Origin of the sequence: Micromonospora thermarum (genome assembly GCF_012034245.1) — a bacterium.
Lineage (GTDB): Bacteria > Actinomycetota > Actinomycetes > Mycobacteriales > Micromonosporaceae > Micromonospora > Micromonospora thermarum.
In genome coordinates, this window is record NZ_JAATEO010000021.1 from 33098 (window position 1) to 50271 (window position 17174).

13 protein-coding genes and 2 pseudogenes are annotated in these 17174 nt (G+C 73.8%); 7 read left to right on the top strand and 8 right to left on the bottom strand.

Annotated features, from left to right (window positions below):
- Genes HCJ94_RS19325 through HCJ94_RS19340 form a run of 4 tightly spaced genes read left to right on the top strand, consistent with a single transcriptional unit; the run spans position 1 to position 4258 of the window.
- Positions 1-1935 carry an MFS transporter gene (locus HCJ94_RS19325; RefSeq protein WP_168002442.1) on the top strand — a complete coding sequence of 645 codons (1935 nt, stop codon included), beginning with the start codon at positions 1-3 and terminating at the stop codon, positions 1933-1935.
- A gap of 4 nt (positions 1936-1939) precedes the next feature.
- Positions 1940-2488, top strand: a complete 549-nt coding sequence (locus HCJ94_RS19330; protein ID WP_168002443.1) for a hypothetical protein — start codon at positions 1940-1942, stop codon at positions 2486-2488.
- Positions 2485-3651: a M23 family metallopeptidase gene (locus tag HCJ94_RS19335; protein ID WP_168002444.1), complete on the top strand. Its 1167-nt coding sequence runs from the start codon at positions 2485-2487 to the stop codon at positions 3649-3651. Before HCJ94_RS19330 ends, HCJ94_RS19335 begins: the two co-directional genes overlap by 4 nt.
- 13 nt (positions 3652-3664) lie before the next feature.
- Positions 3665-4258 (top strand): hypothetical protein, encoded by a 594-nt coding sequence (locus tag HCJ94_RS19340; protein WP_168002445.1) that lies wholly within the window; start codon positions 3665-3667, stop codon positions 4256-4258.
- Here the strand turns inward: HCJ94_RS19340 and HCJ94_RS19345 are convergent, their stop codons facing one another.
- Entirely contained in the window at positions 4259-4816 is a 558-nt protein-coding gene (locus tag HCJ94_RS19345) for a hypothetical protein (RefSeq protein WP_168002513.1), read from the bottom strand.
- Between the two features lie 195 nt (positions 4817-5011).
- Between HCJ94_RS19345 and HCJ94_RS19350 the strand changes: the two genes are divergently transcribed.
- Both HCJ94_RS19350 and HCJ94_RS19355 read left to right on the top strand, forming a co-directional pair.
- Entirely contained in the window at positions 5012-7627 is a 2616-nt protein-coding gene (locus HCJ94_RS19350) for an FtsK/SpoIIIE domain-containing protein (protein ID WP_168002446.1), read from the top strand.
- The gene (locus HCJ94_RS19355) at positions 7624-8361 is read left to right on the top strand and encodes a hypothetical protein (RefSeq protein WP_168002447.1); all 738 of its coding nucleotides are present in this window, start codon (positions 7624-7626) and stop codon (positions 8359-8361) included. Before HCJ94_RS19350 ends, HCJ94_RS19355 begins: the two co-directional genes overlap by 4 nt.
- Positions 8362-8412: 51 nt before the next feature.
- On the opposite strand, the gene folE is transcribed toward HCJ94_RS19355, so the two are convergent.
- From folE to HCJ94_RS29670, 4 genes and pseudogenes are all read right to left on the bottom strand, one after another.
- Entirely contained in the window at positions 8413-9075 is a 663-nt protein-coding gene (gene folE / locus HCJ94_RS19360; RefSeq protein ID WP_168002514.1) for a GTP cyclohydrolase I FolE, read from the bottom strand.
- Positions 9076-9110: 35 nt separating this feature from the next.
- Positions 9111-11133, bottom strand: a pseudogene (gene ftsH, locus HCJ94_RS19365) (ATP-dependent zinc metalloprotease FtsH).
- Positions 11134-11494: 361 nt separating this feature from the next.
- A complete protein-coding gene (hpt, locus tag HCJ94_RS19370) occupies positions 11495-12070 on the bottom strand; it encodes a hypoxanthine phosphoribosyltransferase (RefSeq protein ID WP_168002448.1) in 576 nt (191 codons plus the stop codon).
- A 101-nt stretch (positions 12071-12171) separates the two neighbouring features.
- The gene (locus tag HCJ94_RS29670; RefSeq protein WP_205801553.1) at positions 12172-12309 is read right to left on the bottom strand and encodes a hypothetical protein; all 138 of its coding nucleotides are present in this window, start codon (positions 12307-12309) and stop codon (positions 12172-12174) included.
- 150 nt (positions 12310-12459) lie between these two features.
- Here HCJ94_RS29670 and HCJ94_RS19380 point away from each other — a divergent pair, with 150 nt between their 5' ends.
- Complete coding sequence (locus tag HCJ94_RS19380) at positions 12460-13422, top strand: GlxA family transcriptional regulator (protein ID WP_168002449.1); 963 nt, start codon at positions 12460-12462, stop codon at positions 13420-13422.
- Between the two features lie 40 nt (positions 13423-13462).
- Here the strand turns inward: HCJ94_RS19380 and HCJ94_RS30345 are convergent.
- The 3 genes and pseudogenes from HCJ94_RS30345 to HCJ94_RS19395 form a co-directional block, all read right to left on the bottom strand.
- Positions 13463-14904, bottom strand: a pseudogene (locus HCJ94_RS30345) (gamma-glutamyltransferase family protein).
- A 148-nt stretch (positions 14905-15052) separates the two neighbouring features.
- The gene (gene tilS / locus HCJ94_RS19390; RefSeq protein WP_168002451.1) at positions 15053-16045 is read right to left on the bottom strand and encodes a tRNA lysidine(34) synthetase TilS; all 993 of its coding nucleotides are present in this window, start codon (positions 16043-16045) and stop codon (positions 15053-15055) included.
- 10 nt (positions 16046-16055) lie between these two features.
- Positions 16056-17126 (bottom strand): Rv3626c family coenzyme F420 biosynthesis-associated protein, encoded by a 1071-nt coding sequence (locus HCJ94_RS19395; RefSeq protein WP_168002452.1) that lies wholly within the window; start codon positions 17124-17126, stop codon positions 16056-16058.
- Positions 17127-17174: the final 48 nt, after the last annotated feature.

Here is a 17174-nt window from a genome sequence, read left to right on the forward strand (position 1 = left end):
ATGGCCGGGGCCCGGGCTCGGACAGCGGCACTCCTGCTCGCCCTCGGCATCCTGGCCGGAGCCACGATCGGTTGGCCGGCGGTCGGCGCGTCGGCCGCACCGGCCGCACCGCTGACGGCAGCGGCTCCCGCTGACCTCTGCACCACCCAGGAGTGGCAGGCCGACTTCCGCGCCTGCGTCGCGCGGCTCGAGGAGGTGGCCGAGGACGAGGTCAACTGCCGCAACGCCCCGACCCCGACCGCCCCGGACTCCGGTATCGCCGGCTGGTTCGCCTCCCGCCCGGAATCCGCGAAGCAGCCCGGGCCGAAGGGCTTCTACAGCGACTACGGCTACGCCGGATACAGCTACACCACGTACGACGTCGACACCGGTTGCGCCACCGCCGTGCTGCACCCGGACTACAAGTTCACCAACACGGTGGCGAACGGCGAGTTCATGATCGCCACGGCGATCGTCGGCGCCTCGAACGCCCTGCGGGAGCGGGCCTGGGACCCACGGTCGATGTGGGGCTGGGCGGATCCGCTGGTGGACCAGGCGACGAAGGCCGTCTACCAGAAGGTCTTCAGCGTCTTCGGCATCGTCACGCTCTGCGTGGTCGGTCTCTACCTGCTGTGGCGCTCCCGCCAGTCGGACATGAGCAACGCGATGACGACCGCCGCGTGGGCACTGCTGGTGATGGTCGCGGTGACCGCCCTGGCCGCGTGGCCGGTGAAGTCCGCCAACATCGCGGACGGCACCCTGATCACCACCCTCGGGGTCGTCCACGACGCCGTCGGCCCGTCCTCGAAGGACACGCCACCTGACAAATGCGTACTGCCGAATCCGGACGCCTGCGTCGACAAGCGGCCCCCGGCCGTGCGTGCGAGTGACACGGCAACAGAGGCGATGCTCTACCGAAACTGGCTGCGGGGAGTACTGGGTTCGGCCGACAGCGAGACCGCCAAGAAATACGGCCGCGCTCTTTACGACGCAAAGTCTCTGTCCTGGGATGAAGCAGAGAGGCTCCGATCCAACCCGGCAACGCGAGAACTGACGATCAAGATTAAGCAGCAGCAGTGGGCCCGCGTCGCGCAGCAGATCAAGACGGAGGACCCCGAGGCTTACGAGTACCTCCAAGGGGTCCGGGACATGGACCGTGTCGGGGCCGGGTTCATCGCAGTGCTCGCCGCGCTGCTCTTCGCCATGTTCGACCTGACCGCCTCGGTGCTGGTGCTGCTGGGCTTCCTGATCTTCCGCTGGGCGGTGATCGCCGCACCGATCCTCGGGACGGTGGGGCTGCTGCGGCCGGCCAGTGCCGGCCTGCGCCGGCTGGGCAACGCCGTCGTCGCCGCGATCTTCAACATCGCCATCTTCGGCACCGGCGCCGCGATCTACCTGTTCGCGGTCGACCTCATCATGAGCACGCCGACCCTGCCCGGCTGGTTGCAGGTCGTCCTGGTGTGGCTCTGCGGCGTGGTCGGTTGGTTGCTGCTGCGCCCCTACCGGCGGATCACCCAGCTCGGCGGCAAGGACAGCAGCGAGGCGGTCAGCTCCGCCGGCTCCTGGCACCGGCGGTTCTTCCGCGACATGCGCGCTGCCGCGCGGCTGGACGTCGCCGAGCCCGGCGGCACCGCCGAACCGACGATGGGCCGGCGCCGACCCGTCGTCGCGGAACAGACCACCCTGCGACCGGAGGCCCGGCGCGAGGATCCGGTGCACGCCGGCGATCCTGGGAGCCGCCCGGACGGCCGGCAGCGGCCCGACGGGTCGGCACCGGCACCCGAGGAACGGGCGGCCGCCGGCCGGTCAGCCGCCCCTCGGCAGCGGCGGCAGTCGTCCGCCTGGACCGAGCCGGACGTCCCGGAGGAGAGCCCGTCCTTCGTCGTCTACCGGCCCGGCTCGGCCGACACCGCCCCCGAGCGCAGCACCCCGCGGATCCGATCCGAGGCCCGGTGACGCGGTGCGACGCGCGGTCGAGTCTCTCCTCACCCGGGTGCTCCGATCCCGGATCGGCATCGCACTCGCCCTCGCCGTGGTCGTGTTCGGCATCATCGGCGCCGCCCGGCTGGTCGGCGGTTCTCCGGATCCGGGAGTGGGGCTCAGCAACCGCCCGGACCGGCCGATCACGACGGTGCCACCGACCGCGGGCGACGACGGGGCGATCGCGACCGGAGCGCCCCCCGCGCCGGTCACCCGGGCCGGCGAACTGACGCCGGAGCAGGCCACCGACCGGTTCGTCGCCGCCTGGCGCGGGCGGCCGGGCCTCACCGCCGACCAGTGGCACGCCGACCTCCGGCCGCTGTCCACACCGGCGCTGACCGAGAAGCTCGCCGGCGCCGATCCGGCGGGCGTCCCCGTCGGCCAGGTGGCCGGCGACCCGACGGTCCAGCCGAGGTCGGAGACCTTCATCGAGGTGCTGGTGCCGTTCGACACCGGCCGCCTGCGGCTCGAACTGGTGGCGGCGGACGGGCGGTGGCTGGTGGACGCGGTGGACTGGGAGCAGGAATGAGCGACGGAACCCGACCCCACCGACGTCTCCGCGTCGGCGCGCTGGCCGCCGCGCTCACGGCGACCCTGGCGCTGCTCTGCTGCACCGGCGGGGCCGGCGCGTTCTTCCTCACCGAGCTGGGCGGGGACGGCGGCGACGAGTTGCGGCTGGCGAGCCAGGACTGCACCGGCGACTTCCGCGTCGAGATCACTGGTCAGATGCCCCGGATGTCACAGTACGGCGAGGTCCAGCTCCGCAACGCCGCGCGCATCATCAAGGTCGGCCAGGAGATGAAGGTGCCGCCGCGCGGGTGGGTGATCGCGGTCGCGACCGCGATGCAGGAGTCGCGGCTGCGCAACCTCGCCAACCCGACGGTGCCCGGCTCGCAGACCCGCCCGAACGAGGGGGTCGGCTCCGACCACGACTCGGTCGGCCTGTTCCAGCAGCGGGCGAGCTGGGGCACGGTCGCCCAGCGGATGACGCCGGAGTACGCCGCCCGCAAGTTCTACGAGAAGCTGCTGCAGGTGGCCGGCTGGGAGCGTATGCCGCTGACCCGGGCGGCACAGGCCGTGCAGATCAGCGCCTTTCCGGACGCGTACGCCAAGCACGAGACGCTCGCGTCGACCATCGTCAACGCGTTGGCCGGCGGCGCGGCCCGCACCGTGCCGGTCGGCGGAGGCCAGGCCTGCGACGCGGCGGCCGTCGGTCGGATCGCCGCGTCGGGATGGACCGCGCCGATCCCCGGCGGCGTAGGCTCCGGCTTCCGCACGGCGGACCGCCCGGCGCACAACGGGGTGGACATCGCCGCACCGAAGGGCACGCTGATCCGGGCCGCCGCCACCGGTCGGGTGCTGGTCTCCCGCTGCGACCCGGACCGGGCCGGCCGACTGAGCTGCAACGTGGACGGCTGGCCGGACAAGGGTGGCTGCGGCTGGTTCGTCGACATCCTGCACGCCGGCAACTTCGTCACCCGCTACTGCCATATGGTGACCAAGCCCCGGGTCCGGGTCGGCCAGACGGTGGAGGCCGGCGAGGTGATCGGCCAGGTCGGCAGCAGCGGCAACTCGTCCGGCCCGCACCTGCACTTCGAGGTGCACACCGACGGCGACCGCAGCAGCCGCGGCGCGATCGACCCGGTGCCGTTCATGCGGGACCGGGGGGCACCGCTGCGGGGCGCGGAATGAGGCGCTTCCCGTCATGACCGACCCGCTGCCCGACCCCTTCGCGGGCCAGCCGGACTGGGCGCCGCTGCCGCCCCGACCGATCGAGATCGTGCCCGCCACCGCCCGGGTGGACCTGCGCGGGCGCCGGGTGCTCGTCGGGCTGCCCGGCCTGGGCTGGCGGGGTGACCTCCGGGCCGACGACCGCGTGGTGCAGGGCAGCCGCACCTACGTGCCGGTCATCCCCGAGCACGAGTGGTACCGGGCGGAGGCCGACCAGGTGGAGGTCTTCGCGCCGCTCGTGCCCGTGGACCGGGTCTGGGTGGAGACCGTCGGTGCCCGCCGCGAACCCGCCAGGCGGGAGACCGACCGCCTCGTGTCGCTGGACGCGCCGGCGCACCGCGCCCCGACACCGGTCTTCGAGGCGGACGCCGTCGCCGGCCGGCGGGTCGTGCACGTGGCCGACTCGGTCGAGCACCGGGACCTGCGGGCGGTAACCGAGACCTACTCGGGCGCCGAGGGGGACATCTGCGTGCGGATCACCCGGGAAGTCGAGTGGTACCGATGGGCCTGGCGCGGCCAGTCACCCACGACGCTGGAGGTGCCGGTTCACCTGCTGTGGGTCGAATGATCAGCCGGCCCTGGATCCAGCGCAGACTCGCCAGTCATCGGTCAGGCGGGTGGTGAATCGCCACGGCTGTCGATCAGTCTGTGCGATTCCGTCTACATAGGCGGAAATAATCAGTTCTACCTCAACAATGGCTTCATCACCCTCGCGCTGGACCATGAGGCTCCCCCAGCTGACCGAGATGTCGGTGGCGAAACGCTCCTCCCGCGAAACAAGGTCGCCTCGCAGGGCTTTCAGGTCAGCTAGGGAAGCACCTTCGCGGCAAGTGAATCCAGCGGCCCGTGCGTCGTTGCGGTCCACAAGAAACGCATGGAGGTAGCCGCTTACCACCACGTCGGGTGCGCTGCGGTCCGGGGCGGTGGCGCGGTCGTACAGCACGTAGCCGGCGGCCAGCCCGCCCAGCAGAAGTGCCACCAGCACGGCCACGGCGACGGTGACGATCGTGCGGATCCGGCGGCGCTGCGGGACCGGGGCCGGCGCGGAAGGCGGGGGCGCCAGCTGGTCCGAGGGGGGCCGCTGCGCCGGTACGCGGGAGACCTGGGAACCGGCGGGGGGCTGCACTGATTCCACCCCCTGAGGCTAGCGGCTGCCGCCGGGAGACCCAATGCCCCAGATTTCGCGGATCGTGACGGACCCCTCCCCTCCGGTGACATCCACAACAACACCGGCGCACTGCCGCCGCGCGTCCGCCGGGAGAGGGTCATCCTGGGTTACCGTCTCTGCGCGGGGAGGGGTTGCCGACCTCGCGCAGAGGGGGTGGACACGGTGGCCGGTGCGAGGACACGGGCGAGCCGGGCCGCCGCCCTGCACCGTCGGGCCGCCGCCACCGCGATCGCCGCCGTGGACGTCCTCGACGGCATCCGTCCCGTTCCCGCCGACCACGGCCGCCAGTACGAGCTGGCCGAGCGCCTGCGTACGGCCGCTGCCCTGCTGGCGCCGGGCTGGGCGGGCGCGGCGCTGGACACCCTCGCACCGTCCACTCCGGCCGGGGAGGGCCCACCGTCGTTCGTCCGGGTCGGTACGGCGGCCCCGCTCGACGACGCCCGGTTCCCCGCCCTGGTTCCGTTGATCGGCACGGGGAACTTCGCGATCGACGCCGACGCCCGCGATCCCCGGGTGGCGGGGCTGCTCCGGGCCGTACTGCTGCGTCTGCTGGCGGCCACGCCCGCCGGGTCGCTGCTGGTCCGCGCGGTGGACGGGACGGGTACGGTGCTGACGCCGTTCGCGGCGCTGGCGGACGCCGGGATCCTGCCGCCCCCGGCGACGGACGTCGCCGGCCTGCGCGCGGTGCTGTCCGAGGCGGAGCAGTGGGTGGTGCCCGGCACGAGTGGCCGTCGCCGGCACGACCGTGTTCTCCTGCTGGTGATCGCCGCGCTGCCCGAGCCGACCGGCCCCACCGACCTGGCGCGGATCGAGACGCTCGCCGAGCAGGGCCGTTCCAGCGGTCTGCACCTGCTGGTGGCGGGCTGGCCGGCCGGCCGGCCGCCGGTGCCCCGCGCCACGCCCCTCGCGATCCGCACCGCGTACGCCCTGCTCGGTGACCCACCGGGCACGTCGTTCGCCGGTCCGCGCGCCCCCGCCCAGGCCGTGGCGCCCCCCGATCCGGCCGCACCGGTCGGCACCCCCGACACCGACGCCCCGGGCATGGACGGCGATCCGTCGGGAGGCCTCAACTCGCCGGTCTTCATCGAGCCGGACCCGCCGTCCGACCTCGTCGGGGCGGTGTGCCGCCGGCTGGCCGACCAGGTGGAGGCCGGCACGCGGTTGGCGCTGGCCGACCTGCTACCGGACCGGGACGAGGCATTGTGGACGGCGAGTTCGGCCGGTGGCCTGTCGACGACGGTCGGCGACGCCGGTGGCCGGCCGGTGTCCCTGGGCTTCACCGAACTGACCCCGCACTGGCTGGTCAGCGGGCGCTCCGGCGCCGGCCGGTCGACCTTCCTCACCACCGCCCTGCTCGGCCTGACCGCCCGGTACGGCCCCGACGAACTGGTCGTCTACCTCGCCGACCTCGGCGCCGGTGAGTCCTTCGTGGAGTTCCTCCAGACGGAGCGGGACCGCTCGTGGATTCCCCAGGTACGCGCCGCCGCGATGGCCGCCGACCGCGAGTACGTGCTGGACCTGCTCGATCTCCTGGCGACCGAGGTGCGCCGCCGGGAGGACGCCGGCGCCCGGGCCGGCGGGCAGCGGTTCGCGGAGCTGCGGCAGCACCGGGAGCTGCCCCGGATCGTGTGCGTGGTCGACAATCTCCCGCTGCTCCTCGCCGGGCGGGACCGGATCGCCACCGAGGCCGCCGCCCGGCTCGACGCCGTGGCCCGCGCCGGCCGGTCGTACGGGGTGCACCTGGTCCTGGCCGGTGAGGGCGATCTGGGTCTGGGCAGCCGGACGGACCGGGACTCGGTGCTCGGGCAGTTCCCGGTGCGGGTGGCGCTGCCCGGCGGCGGCGCGGTGCTGGAACCGACCAACGACTCGGCCGCCGGGCTGCCGGTGGGCGGTGCGGTCGTGAACACCGCCGGCGGGCTCGGCGGCCCCCGGGGTGCCATCCGCGGGCACGAGCGGATGGTCCGCTTCCCCGACCCGCAGGACCACCCCGACGTGGTGGAGGAGTTGCGGCACCGGCTGTGGGACGCCCGCGCCGAGCGGGCCGCGCCGCCGGTGGTGTTCGCCGGGTACGCGCGCCCGTTGCTGCGCAACGATCCCCGATACCGGACGGCGCTCGCCGGCGGGGCACCGGGGCCGGCCGCGCTGCTGGGGCGGGCGCTGGACGTGACCCGGTCGACGGTCGCGGTGCCGCTGGGGCCTTCGCCGGGGCGCAACCTGGCCGTGCTGGGGCACGGCCCGGAGTCGGTCGGGCTGCTGGTCACCGCCGCCCGCAGCGTCGCCGCCCATCACCCGCCGGGTGCCGCTCACTTCGTGGTGGTGACCCCGGAGGACGGCCGTTCGCTCGCCGAGGCGCTCGCCGCCGAACTTGCCGAACGGCACCCGGTCGAGACGGTCGACCGCGCCGGCCTGCTCGACACTCTCGACACGACCGGGCCGGCCTACGTGGTCGCCTTCGACCTGGACGGTCCGTCGGAGCAGCTCCCGCCGGACCGGTTGGGCGCGCTGCTGCGGGAGGGGCCGCCCGCCGGCCGGCACCTGCTGGGCCGGTGGCGGACCGTACCGTCGTTCGCTGCCCTGCTGGAGCCGGAGGGCGAGGTGAGCAAGGTCGCCGCGGTGGCGGTGGTGGACGTGCCCGGGGCGCAACTGGCGACGGTGTTCGGCCGCGCGGTCGAGTGGCGTCCCCGGGCGGGCCGGGCGGTGCTCTGGGACGGCCCGGGTGAGCAGGGCACGGTCCTGGTCCCGTTCGCCGAGGACGGAGCGCCGGCATGAGTCGCGCCCGCACCCGCGGCACCAGCCCCGGACGCCAGCGGACCGCCGCCGACACCACGTCGGCCGACACGGCGCCCACCGGGTCCGGACGCGACCCGGTCGCCACCGCCTGGACGGAGTACGTCGCGGCGACCCGTCAACTGGACGGGGTCCGCCGGGACGCCGCCACCGCCGCGGGCGAGCAGGCCCGCACGGTCCAGGCGGCCCGGGAGGAGTTGGCGACGGTACGCACGCGCCTGGCCGCGCAGGAGGCGCGGCTGCGGGAGGCCGGCGTACCGCCGATCTCGCTGGTGCCGACACCGCCGGAGCTGACCGAGGCGACCCGGTCGATGACGAGTGGACCGGCTGCCGTGCTGGCGGCGCTCCGGATGGCCGGCAGCCGCGCGGACGCGGCGGACGCCGCGCTGGCCGCGCGTGGGCTGGTCGGCGCGGCGGGTTGGCCCGCCGCCGCCCGCAACCTGCTCGTGTACGCGCCGCTGGCCCTCCTGGTGCCGCTGATCCAGGTGGTGCTGCTCGTGGTGGCCGGTCCGGGCCCGGTGACCGCCGCCGCGCTGATCTGCGGGCTGCCGATGCCGGCGGTGGCATTCGCGGTCGGCTGGCTGGGAGTCGGGCGGTTCTTCCCGTCCGCGGCCGGTGGACGGGCGGACCGTACGGCGCGGCTGGGTGCGCTGGTCTGTCTGGTGCCGGCGGTGCTGGTCAGCGCCGTACTCCTGCTCGCGCTCCTGGCCGGCTGAGCCTGCCGCCCCGCGGCATGGCGACGGCCAGCCGTCGCGGGCCGGCTCAGGTCAGCGGGAGTTGATCAGGGCCATCGCTTCGGAGCGGGACTTCGCGTCCCGCTGGAGCGTGCCGCGTACCGCGGACGTGATGGTCTGGGCGCCCGACTTCTGGATGCCGCGCATGGCCATGCACATGTGCTCGCACTCGAGCACGACGATCACGCCGCGCGGGTCGAGCCGCTCCATGAGCAGGTCGGCGATCTGCGAGGTGAGCCGCTCCTGCACCTGAGGGCGCCGGGCGAAGACCTCGACCAGCCGGGCCAACTTCGACAGACCGGTGATCCGGCCGTCCGGGCCGGGGATGTAGCCGATGTGGGCGCTGCCACGGAACGGCAGCAGGTGGTGCTCGCAGAGGCTCATCACGTCGATGTCCCGGACGAGGACAAGCTCCTCGTGGTTGGCCTCGAACGTGGTGGTGAGCACCTGCGCGGGGTCGACGCGCAGACCGGCGAACAGCTCGGCGTACGCGCGGGCGACCCGGGCCGGCGTCTGCTGGAGCCCGTCGCGGTCGGGATCCTCCCCGACCGCGATCAGGATCTCGCGGACCGCCTTCTCGATCCGGCCGAGGTCCATGGTGTCCTCGACGGGACGGCCGGTGAGCTTGCCACTGATCAGCCGGGCGGCGACGTAGTCCACGGCGTCGTCGTCGGGTTCGGTCGCGGAGGCGGCCAGCCCCCGGTGAGGGCTGGCCGCCGCGTCGTCGGTGCTCAGTGCGTACCGTCCGAGTTGTTCGAGGCAGCGGGGCCACTGCTGACGGGAGGCACCGTCGGCCTGGGCCTGCGCCTTGAGCGCCTCCTTCTCGGCCGGGGTCAGCACCGGCGGCTCGGTGGAGGGCTGGCGCTTGCCGAAGCCGTTGTACGGGGCCATCGGCGGGCGCTTCGCCACCCGGGCGCAGATGCGGGCCATGTCGGCGGTGGAGAGCGTCTCCTTCTCCATCAGCTCGAGCACGATGTTGTCCAGGACGTCCCGGTACTCCACCAGGATCTCCCAGGCCTCGTCGTGCGCCAGCTCGATCAGCGCCCGCATCTCGGCGTCGATCTCGGCGGCCACCGCGTCGGAGTAGTCCCGCTCGTGGCCCATGTTGCGGCCGAGGAACGGCTCGTCGCCGCTGGTGCCGTACTTGATGGCACCGAGCTTGGAGCTCATGCCGTACTGCGTGATCATCGCGCGGGCCAGCTGGGTGGCCTTCTCGATGTCGTTGCCGGCGCCGGTGGTCGGCTCGTGGAACACGAGCTCCTCGGCGGCCCGGCCACCCAGCGCGTACGCCAGGGTGTCGACCATCTCGGCACGGGTCTGGGTGTACTTGTCCTCGGTGGGCAGGACCAGGGTGTGGCCCAGCGACCGGCCCCGCGACAGGATCGTCACCTTGTGCACCGGCGCGGCGTGCGGCAGCGCCCAGGCGACCAGCGCGTGCCCACCCTCGTGGTACGCGGTGATCTTCTTCTCCTGGTCGCTCATCACCCGCGTGCGGCGCTGCGGGCCGGCGATCACCCGGTCGATCGACTCCTCCAGGGAGTCGTTGGTGATCGCCCGCTGATCCTTACGGGCGGTGAGCAGCGCGGCCTCGTTGATCACGTTGGCCAGGTCGGCCCCGCTGAAGCCCGGGGTCCGGCGCGCCACGGAGTCGAGGTCGACGTCCGGCGTGAACGGCTTGCCCTTGGCGTGCACCCGCAGGATGGCCTTGCGACCCTCCATGTCCGGCGCGTCCACCGGGATCTGCCGGTCGAAGCGGCCCGGCCGCAGCAGGGCCGGGTCGAGGATGTCCGGCCGGTTGGTGGCGGCGATCAGGATCACGCCGCCCTTGGTGTCGAAGCCGTCCATCTCGACGAGCAGCTGGTTGAGGGTCTGCTCGCGCTCGTCGTGGCCGCCGCCCATGCCGGCGCCACGGTGTCGGCCGACCGCGTCGATCTCGTCGACGAAGACGATCGCCGGGGCGTTCGCCTTGGCCTGCTCGAACAGGTCGCGGACGCGGCTGGCGCCGACACCCACGAACATCTCGACGAAGTCGGAACCGGAGATCGAGTAGAACGGCACCCCGGCCTCGCCGGCGACCGCGCGGGCCAGCAGCGTCTTGCCGGTGCCGGGCGGGCCGAAGAGCAGCACGCCCTTCGGGATCTTGGCACCGAGCGCCTGGTACTTCGCCGGGTTCTGCAGGAAGTCCTTGATCTCGTGCAGCTCCTCGACGGCCTCCTCGGCGCCGGCCACGTCCGCGAACGTGGTCTTCGGCGTGTCCTTGGTGATCATCTTGGCCTTGGACTTGCCGAAGTTGAGCACGCGGGAGCCGCCGCCCTGCATCTGCGACATGAAGAACAGCAGCAGGAGCACCAGCAGGGCGATGGGGAGCAGGTTGACCAGCAGGCTCACCCAGATGCTGTCGGACGACACCTTGACGTCGGCCGGGCCGGTGACCCGGTTGTTCGCCTTGGCCTCGAGGACCTCGTTCCAGACCTCGTCGCCGACCTCGTACGGGAACTGCGCCTCGATCCGGTCGGTGGTGGTGTCACCGAACTTGACCTTGTCGGCCAGGTCGAGCTGGATCGTCTGCTCCTTGTCCTGGAAGACGACCTTCTCGATCTTGGGCGTGCCGGTGTTGAGGTGATCGAGCGCAACGGAAGTGTCCACCCGGTGGTAACTGGGACCAGCGGTGAACAGCTGACTGAGCACAACGGCGCCGAGGATGACCAGGATGATCCAGACCACCGGTCGGCGGAAGAAACGCGTACGTTCCATACTGTTGTCGAGCGCCGTGACGCCCGCATCCTCCTGATCGACGTCCTGACCGTCTGATGGTGTCGCCGCCAGCGCGGCGGCCGAGCCGCCGTGCGGGCCGGCATCGACCCCGAGGCGCCGAATCGCGCCGCGGTCATTCGACCGTACACCGTGCGCGCGAGGTATGAGCTTGCCAGCCGGGCACTTACGCGCAGGGCGAACCGGGGTTTCAGCCGGCGCGGCGGGAGCTCCGCACCCGGCCACCCGACCGCCCGGTCACGCGGGTCGAGGGGTCGGGCGTGGAGGTTGCCTCCACGCCACCGGCCTCCACCGTAGTCCGCCTGCCTGAGAGTCCGCTGAACGTCGGCCGGGACGTCGCCGTTCAGGAGCGGGCGTAGACCTCGGGCTTGAGCACCCCGACGTAGGGCAGCTCACGGTAGCGCTCGCCGAAGTCGAGGCCGTAGCCGACGACGAACTCGGTCGGGATGTCGAAGCCGACGTACTTGACCGGGACCGGCACCTTGACCGCGTCCGGCTTGCGGAACAACGCGACCACCTCGACGCTCGCCGCCGAGCGGGACTCCAGGTAGCGCAGCAGCCAGGAGAGGGTCAGCCCGGAGTCGACGATGTCCTCCACCACGACCACGTGCCGGCCGGCGATGTCCCGGTCCAGGTCCTTGAGGATCCGCACCACGCCGGAGGAGGTGGTGCCCTGGCCGTACGAGGAGACGGCCATGAACTCCAGCTCGGCCGGCGGGCCCTGGCGGCCCAGCGCCCGGGCGAAGTCGGCCATGAACATCACCGCGCCCTTGAGGACGCAGACGAGCAGCAGCCCGTCCTCGACGTCGGCGTAGTCCGCCGAGACCTGCTTGGCGAGTTCCGTGGTCTTCTCGCGGATCTGCGCCTCGGAGATGATCACGTGGTCGATGTCGGCGTCGTACCAGGAGCCGTCAGCCATGGCTCCTAGCCTGCCGTACGCCGGATGGCCCCCGTCGGCGGGGCCGCCCCTTTTGGGCACGGTCCCGCCCGGGATCTTTCCGGCGAAGGCCCCCAGAAGGCTCAGCAGGCACGGGACCGCCACCGCCGGCCACCGTCGGTCGACTTCCAGTCGGCCGAGTCTCGGCTGTCGGCGGTGAGGCCGACCGCCGAGGCGGAGGCGAGGAGGACGAGGAAGAGAAGGAACAGCAGAAACTCCATGGCGGCGCTCACTTTCGCGATGTTCGTGTCGGTTTCGCCGCCGGTGCGCACCGGACTGACACCAGTCTCCGCCGCACCCACCAGACCGGACAGTGGCAGGATTGCCGCTGTCCCTCGATTTTCTGCCACCCCTGCGGTTACCCTCGTCACATGCTCCGCTCCGTCGCCGTCATCGCCCTCGACAACGTCGCGCCGTTCGAGCTCGGGGTGCTCGCCGAGGTCTTCGGCACCGACCGCACCGCCGACGGCTTCCCCGGCTACCGCTTCTCCGTCTGCACCGCCGACGGACGGCCCGTCCGCACCTCGTCGGGCTTCCACCTCACCCCGCACGGCGACCTGACGGCGGTCGACGAGGCCGACCTGGTGGCCGTGCCGGCGCACAAGCACGGCACCCCGGTTCCGCCGGCCGTGCTCGCCGCGCTGCGCCGGGCCGCCGACCGGGGCGCGTACGTGCTGAGCGTCTGCTCCGGCGCCTTCGTGCTCGGCGAGGCGGGGATCCTCGACGGCCGGGAGTGCACGACCCACTGGAAGTACGTCGACGACCTGCAGCGCCGCCACCCCACCGCGAAGGTGCAGTGCAACTCCCTCTATGTGCAGGACGGGCGGCTGCTCACCAGCGCCGGCACCGCCGCCGGCATCGACGCCTGCCTGCACCTTGTGCGTCAGGAGCACGGGTCGGCGACCGCCACCCGGCTGGCCCGGCGAATGGTGGTCCCCCCGCACCGGGACGGCGGGCAGTCCCAGTACGTCGAGGCCCCGATCCCCAAGGCTCCCGAGGCGCCCACGCTGGAGCCGGTGCTGGAGTGGCTGATGGGTCACCTGGACCGGCCGCTGACCGTGGACGACCTGGCGTCCCGCGCCGAGATGGCGCCCCGGACGTTCGCCCGGCGGTTCCGGGCGGAGACCGGCACCACCCCGCACGACTGGCTCACCAACCAGCGGGTGCTGCTGGCCCGGCGGCTGCTGGAGGAGACCCGGCTCACCGTCGAGGAGGTCGCCGACCGCGTTGGCTTCTCCGACGCGGCGGCCCTGCGCCACCACTTCACCCGCCGGGTGGGGGCCACCCCGCAGGCGTACCGCACCACCTTCCGGGACCGCACCCTGGCCGGCTGACCCGGCCGGGCCTCCGTTCCGGTCGGTCCGGGCCGCGGCGTCAGAAGCCGACCAGCCCGCCGTCGACCCGGGACTCGGAGCCGGCGACGTACCCGCCGTCGCGGGATCGCCAGATCGCCTGCCCGTACCCGAAGACCGACGGCTCGGCCGGGACGGCGACCTCGTGGCCCCGGGCGCGCAACCCCGCGACCAGGCCGGGCTCCGCCGCCAGGCCGGGCTCGACGAGCAGGCTCCGCCTGGCGTGCCAGTACCAGCGCGGTGCGTCCAGCGCCGCCTGCGGATCCAGCCCGCCGTCGAGGGTCGCCGACACGAGCTGTACGTGGCCTGCGGCTGCATGTGCCCGCCCATCACCCCGAACGGGCCGACCGGGGCACCGTCGCGGGTCAGGAAGCCCGGGATGATCGTGTGGAACGGCCGCTTCGCCGGCGCGACGACGTTGGGATGATCCGGGTCGAGGCGGAAGCCGAGGCCACGGTTCTGGAGCGCGAAGCCGTACCCGGGCAGCACCACGTGCGACCCGAAGGCCAGGTAGGTGGACTGGATGAGGCTCACCATCATCCCGTCCGCGTCGGCGGTGCAGAGGTAGACCGTGCCGCCCCGCTCGGGGTCGCCGGCCACCGGTTCCCCGGCCCGGTCGGTGACGAGCGCCCGCCGGGCGGCCGCGTACCCCGGGTCGAGCAACGCCGCCGTGGGCACGGCCGCGCGGTCCGGGTCGGCGACGTGGGCGTGCGCGTCGGCGAAGCCGAGCTTGACCGCCTCGACCTGGCGGTGCACGCGCTCGACCGGCGGCACGTCCGCGAGCTCCAGGCCGTCCAGGACGTGCAGGGCGAGCAGGGCGGCGAGGCCCTGCCCGGGCGGCGGCAGCTCCCAGACCTCGTGTCCCCGGTAGCGGGTGTGCACCGGCTCCACCCAGGACGAACTGTGCCGGGCCAGGTCGTCGCCGGTGAGGACGCCGCCGGTGCGCGCGGCGTACGCGTCCAGCGCGGCGGCGACGGCACCCCGGTAGAAGTCCTCCGCCCCGCTCGCGGCGATCCGCCGCAGCGTCCAAGCGGCGTCCGGGTTGCGCCACCGCTCGCCCGGCCGGGGCGCCCGACCGTTCGGCGCGAACACCCGCGTGAACTCGGCGTACTCCTCCCCCACCAGGCCGGCGTGCCCGGCGAGGGCCCGCTCCCAGGCCGCCGCCACCCCGGCGGACACCGGGTGGCCATGCTCGGCGTACCCGATCGCGTCGCTGAACAGCTCGGCGAACGGCAGCGACCCGAACCGGTCGTGGAGATCCCGCCAGCCGGCCGGCGCGCCGGGCACCGTCACCGGCAGCCAGCCCCGGGCCGGCATCGCCGGACCGCGTCCCTGCGCGCCACCCAGCGCGGCCACCGGCTCGGCGCCCCCACCGCCGGTCGCGGTCAGGACCAGCTCGCTGGTCAGCGCCGCCGGGGACCGGCCGGCGGCGTTCAACCCGTGCAGCCGGTCGCCGTCCCACACGATCGCGAAGAGGTCACCGCCAATGTCGTTTGGACGGCGGCCGCACCACGGTCAGGGTGGTGGCCGTCGGCAGAGGGTCGACAGGCCCGCCCACCGACGGGCAACCGCAACTGTCGCTGCTCCGGTGACGTGCCGGGCGGTGCGGGGTTCAGCGAGGCCCGACGGCGGTGAGGCGGTCGGCGCGGCGGAACACGCGAATGCCCCCGGGCAGGTGCGCCGCCCCCTGCCCACGCCAGCCGGTGACCAGGGCCTCCAGCGCGGCCACGTGCCGGTACGACAGCGCGGCCGGCGGCGCGCCCAGCTCCCGGGCCCACGCATGCAGCACCCGGCCCCGGACGGCGGGCGCGAGACCGGCGAGCCCGGGTACCGACAGCGCGCCGCCTGGCTCCCGTACCGCGTCCAGCGCGCCCGCTGCCAGGTCGTCGAGCGCCTCGTTGTCGGCGGCGACCAGCCGGGCGGTGCGGGCCAGGTTGTCCAGCACCCCGGGCCCGAGCGCGCGGACCAGCCCCGGCAGCACGTCGGCCCGGACCCGGGCGCGGGCGTACGACGGGTCGGCGTTGTGCGGGTCCTCCCAGGGACTGAGCCCGAGCACCGCGCACGCCGTACGGGTCTGCTCCCGGCTCACGTCCAGCAGCGGCCGCAGCAGCGGCACGCCGTCCAGCCTCCGGCGGGCCGGCATCCCGGCCAGCCCGCGTGGGCCGGCTCCACGGGCCAGCGCGAGCAGGACCGTCTCCGCCTGGTCGTCCCGGGTGTGCCCGGTGAGCAGCGCCGCCGCGCGGTGCCGGCCGGCGACCTCGGCCAGCGCCTGGTAGCGGGCATCCCGGGCGGCGGACTCCGGACCACCGGGTCGCCCGGCCACCTCGACCCGGACCGACTCGACCGGGTCGAGGCCGGCCTCCCGGCCCCAGGCCACCACCGCCGCCGCTCGCTCCGCCGAACCCGCTTGGAGGCCGTGGTCGACCGTCACCAGCCCGGCGGCACGGCCCAGCCGCGGCGCCACGAAGGCGGTGGCGGCGGCGAGCGCCAGCGAGTCGGCACCCCCCGAGCAGGCCACCAGCACCGGCCCGGAGCCGGGCAGGCCGGTCAGCGCCCGGCGGACGGCGACCCGGATCGCGGCGACCGGCGGTGCGAGCGCGGCCACGGGCGGACGGTCAGCCGGCGGCCGGCAGGGGGCCCGCCGACCCGTGCACCCGGCCCACCCAGGCGTCCGGGTCACCCAACTCCTCCAGCCGGGGCAGGGTGAGCGGCGAGGCGAAGACCCGGTTGAAGCCCTCCATGCCGACCCGGTCGACCACACCGTGCACGAACTTGCGGCCCTCGGCGTACTGGCGCATCTTGACGTCGACGCCGAGCAGCCGGCGGATCGCCTTCTCCAGCGGGTTGCCGGCCTCCCGGCGGCGGTTGAACGCCGCCCGGATGCGCTCCACGCTCGGGATCACCTGCGGGCCGACGCCGTCCATCACGAACTCGGCGTGTCCCTCCAGCAGCGTCATCAGCGCGGTCAGCCGGTCCAGCACGGCCTTCTGAGCCGGGGTCTGGACGAGGTCCAGCACGCTGGTGCGGCTCTCCGGATCCTTCACCGCGTCGGAGAGGGTGGCGACGCCCCGGCGCAGCCGCTCCAGCAGGTGGTCGCCGCCGGCCGAGGAGGCGTCGACGAACGCCTGCACCTCGCTGAGGAAGTACGCCCGCATCCACGGCACGGCGGTGAACTGCGTCCGGTGCGTGACCTCGTGCAGGCAGACCCAGAGCCGGAAGTCGCGCTGGTCGGCCCCGAGCTTCCGCTCGACCTCGACGATGTTCGGCGCGACCAGGAGCAACTGCCCCGGGTCGGCGGAGAACACCTCGTACTGGCCGAGGACGCGGCCGGACAGGTATGCCAGCACTGTCCCGGCCTGCACACCCGTGATGCGCGAGCCGACCGCCTCGGTCAGCGCGCCGGGCTGCTTGTCCTTCGTGAGCCGGCTGACCAGCGGGCCGATGACCTCGCGCAGCCCGGCGATGTTGGTGGCCGCCCAGTCGCGACGGTCGACCACCCGCACCGGCGGGTGCGACACCTGCGACCGCAGCCCGGTGTAGTCGACGACGTGCCCGGCCGCCTCGTCGGTCAACCGCCGCAGATCGCCGACCACCTCGGTGGCCTCCGCGTACGACACGCGCGGGCCCGATTTGCCCAGCGCCCCCGCGGTCGCGGCGGCCAGATCCCAGTCCACGAACTGCGCCATGGACCCACCGTACCCGCGCCGCCACAACCCGACCCGGGCTCGACCGCC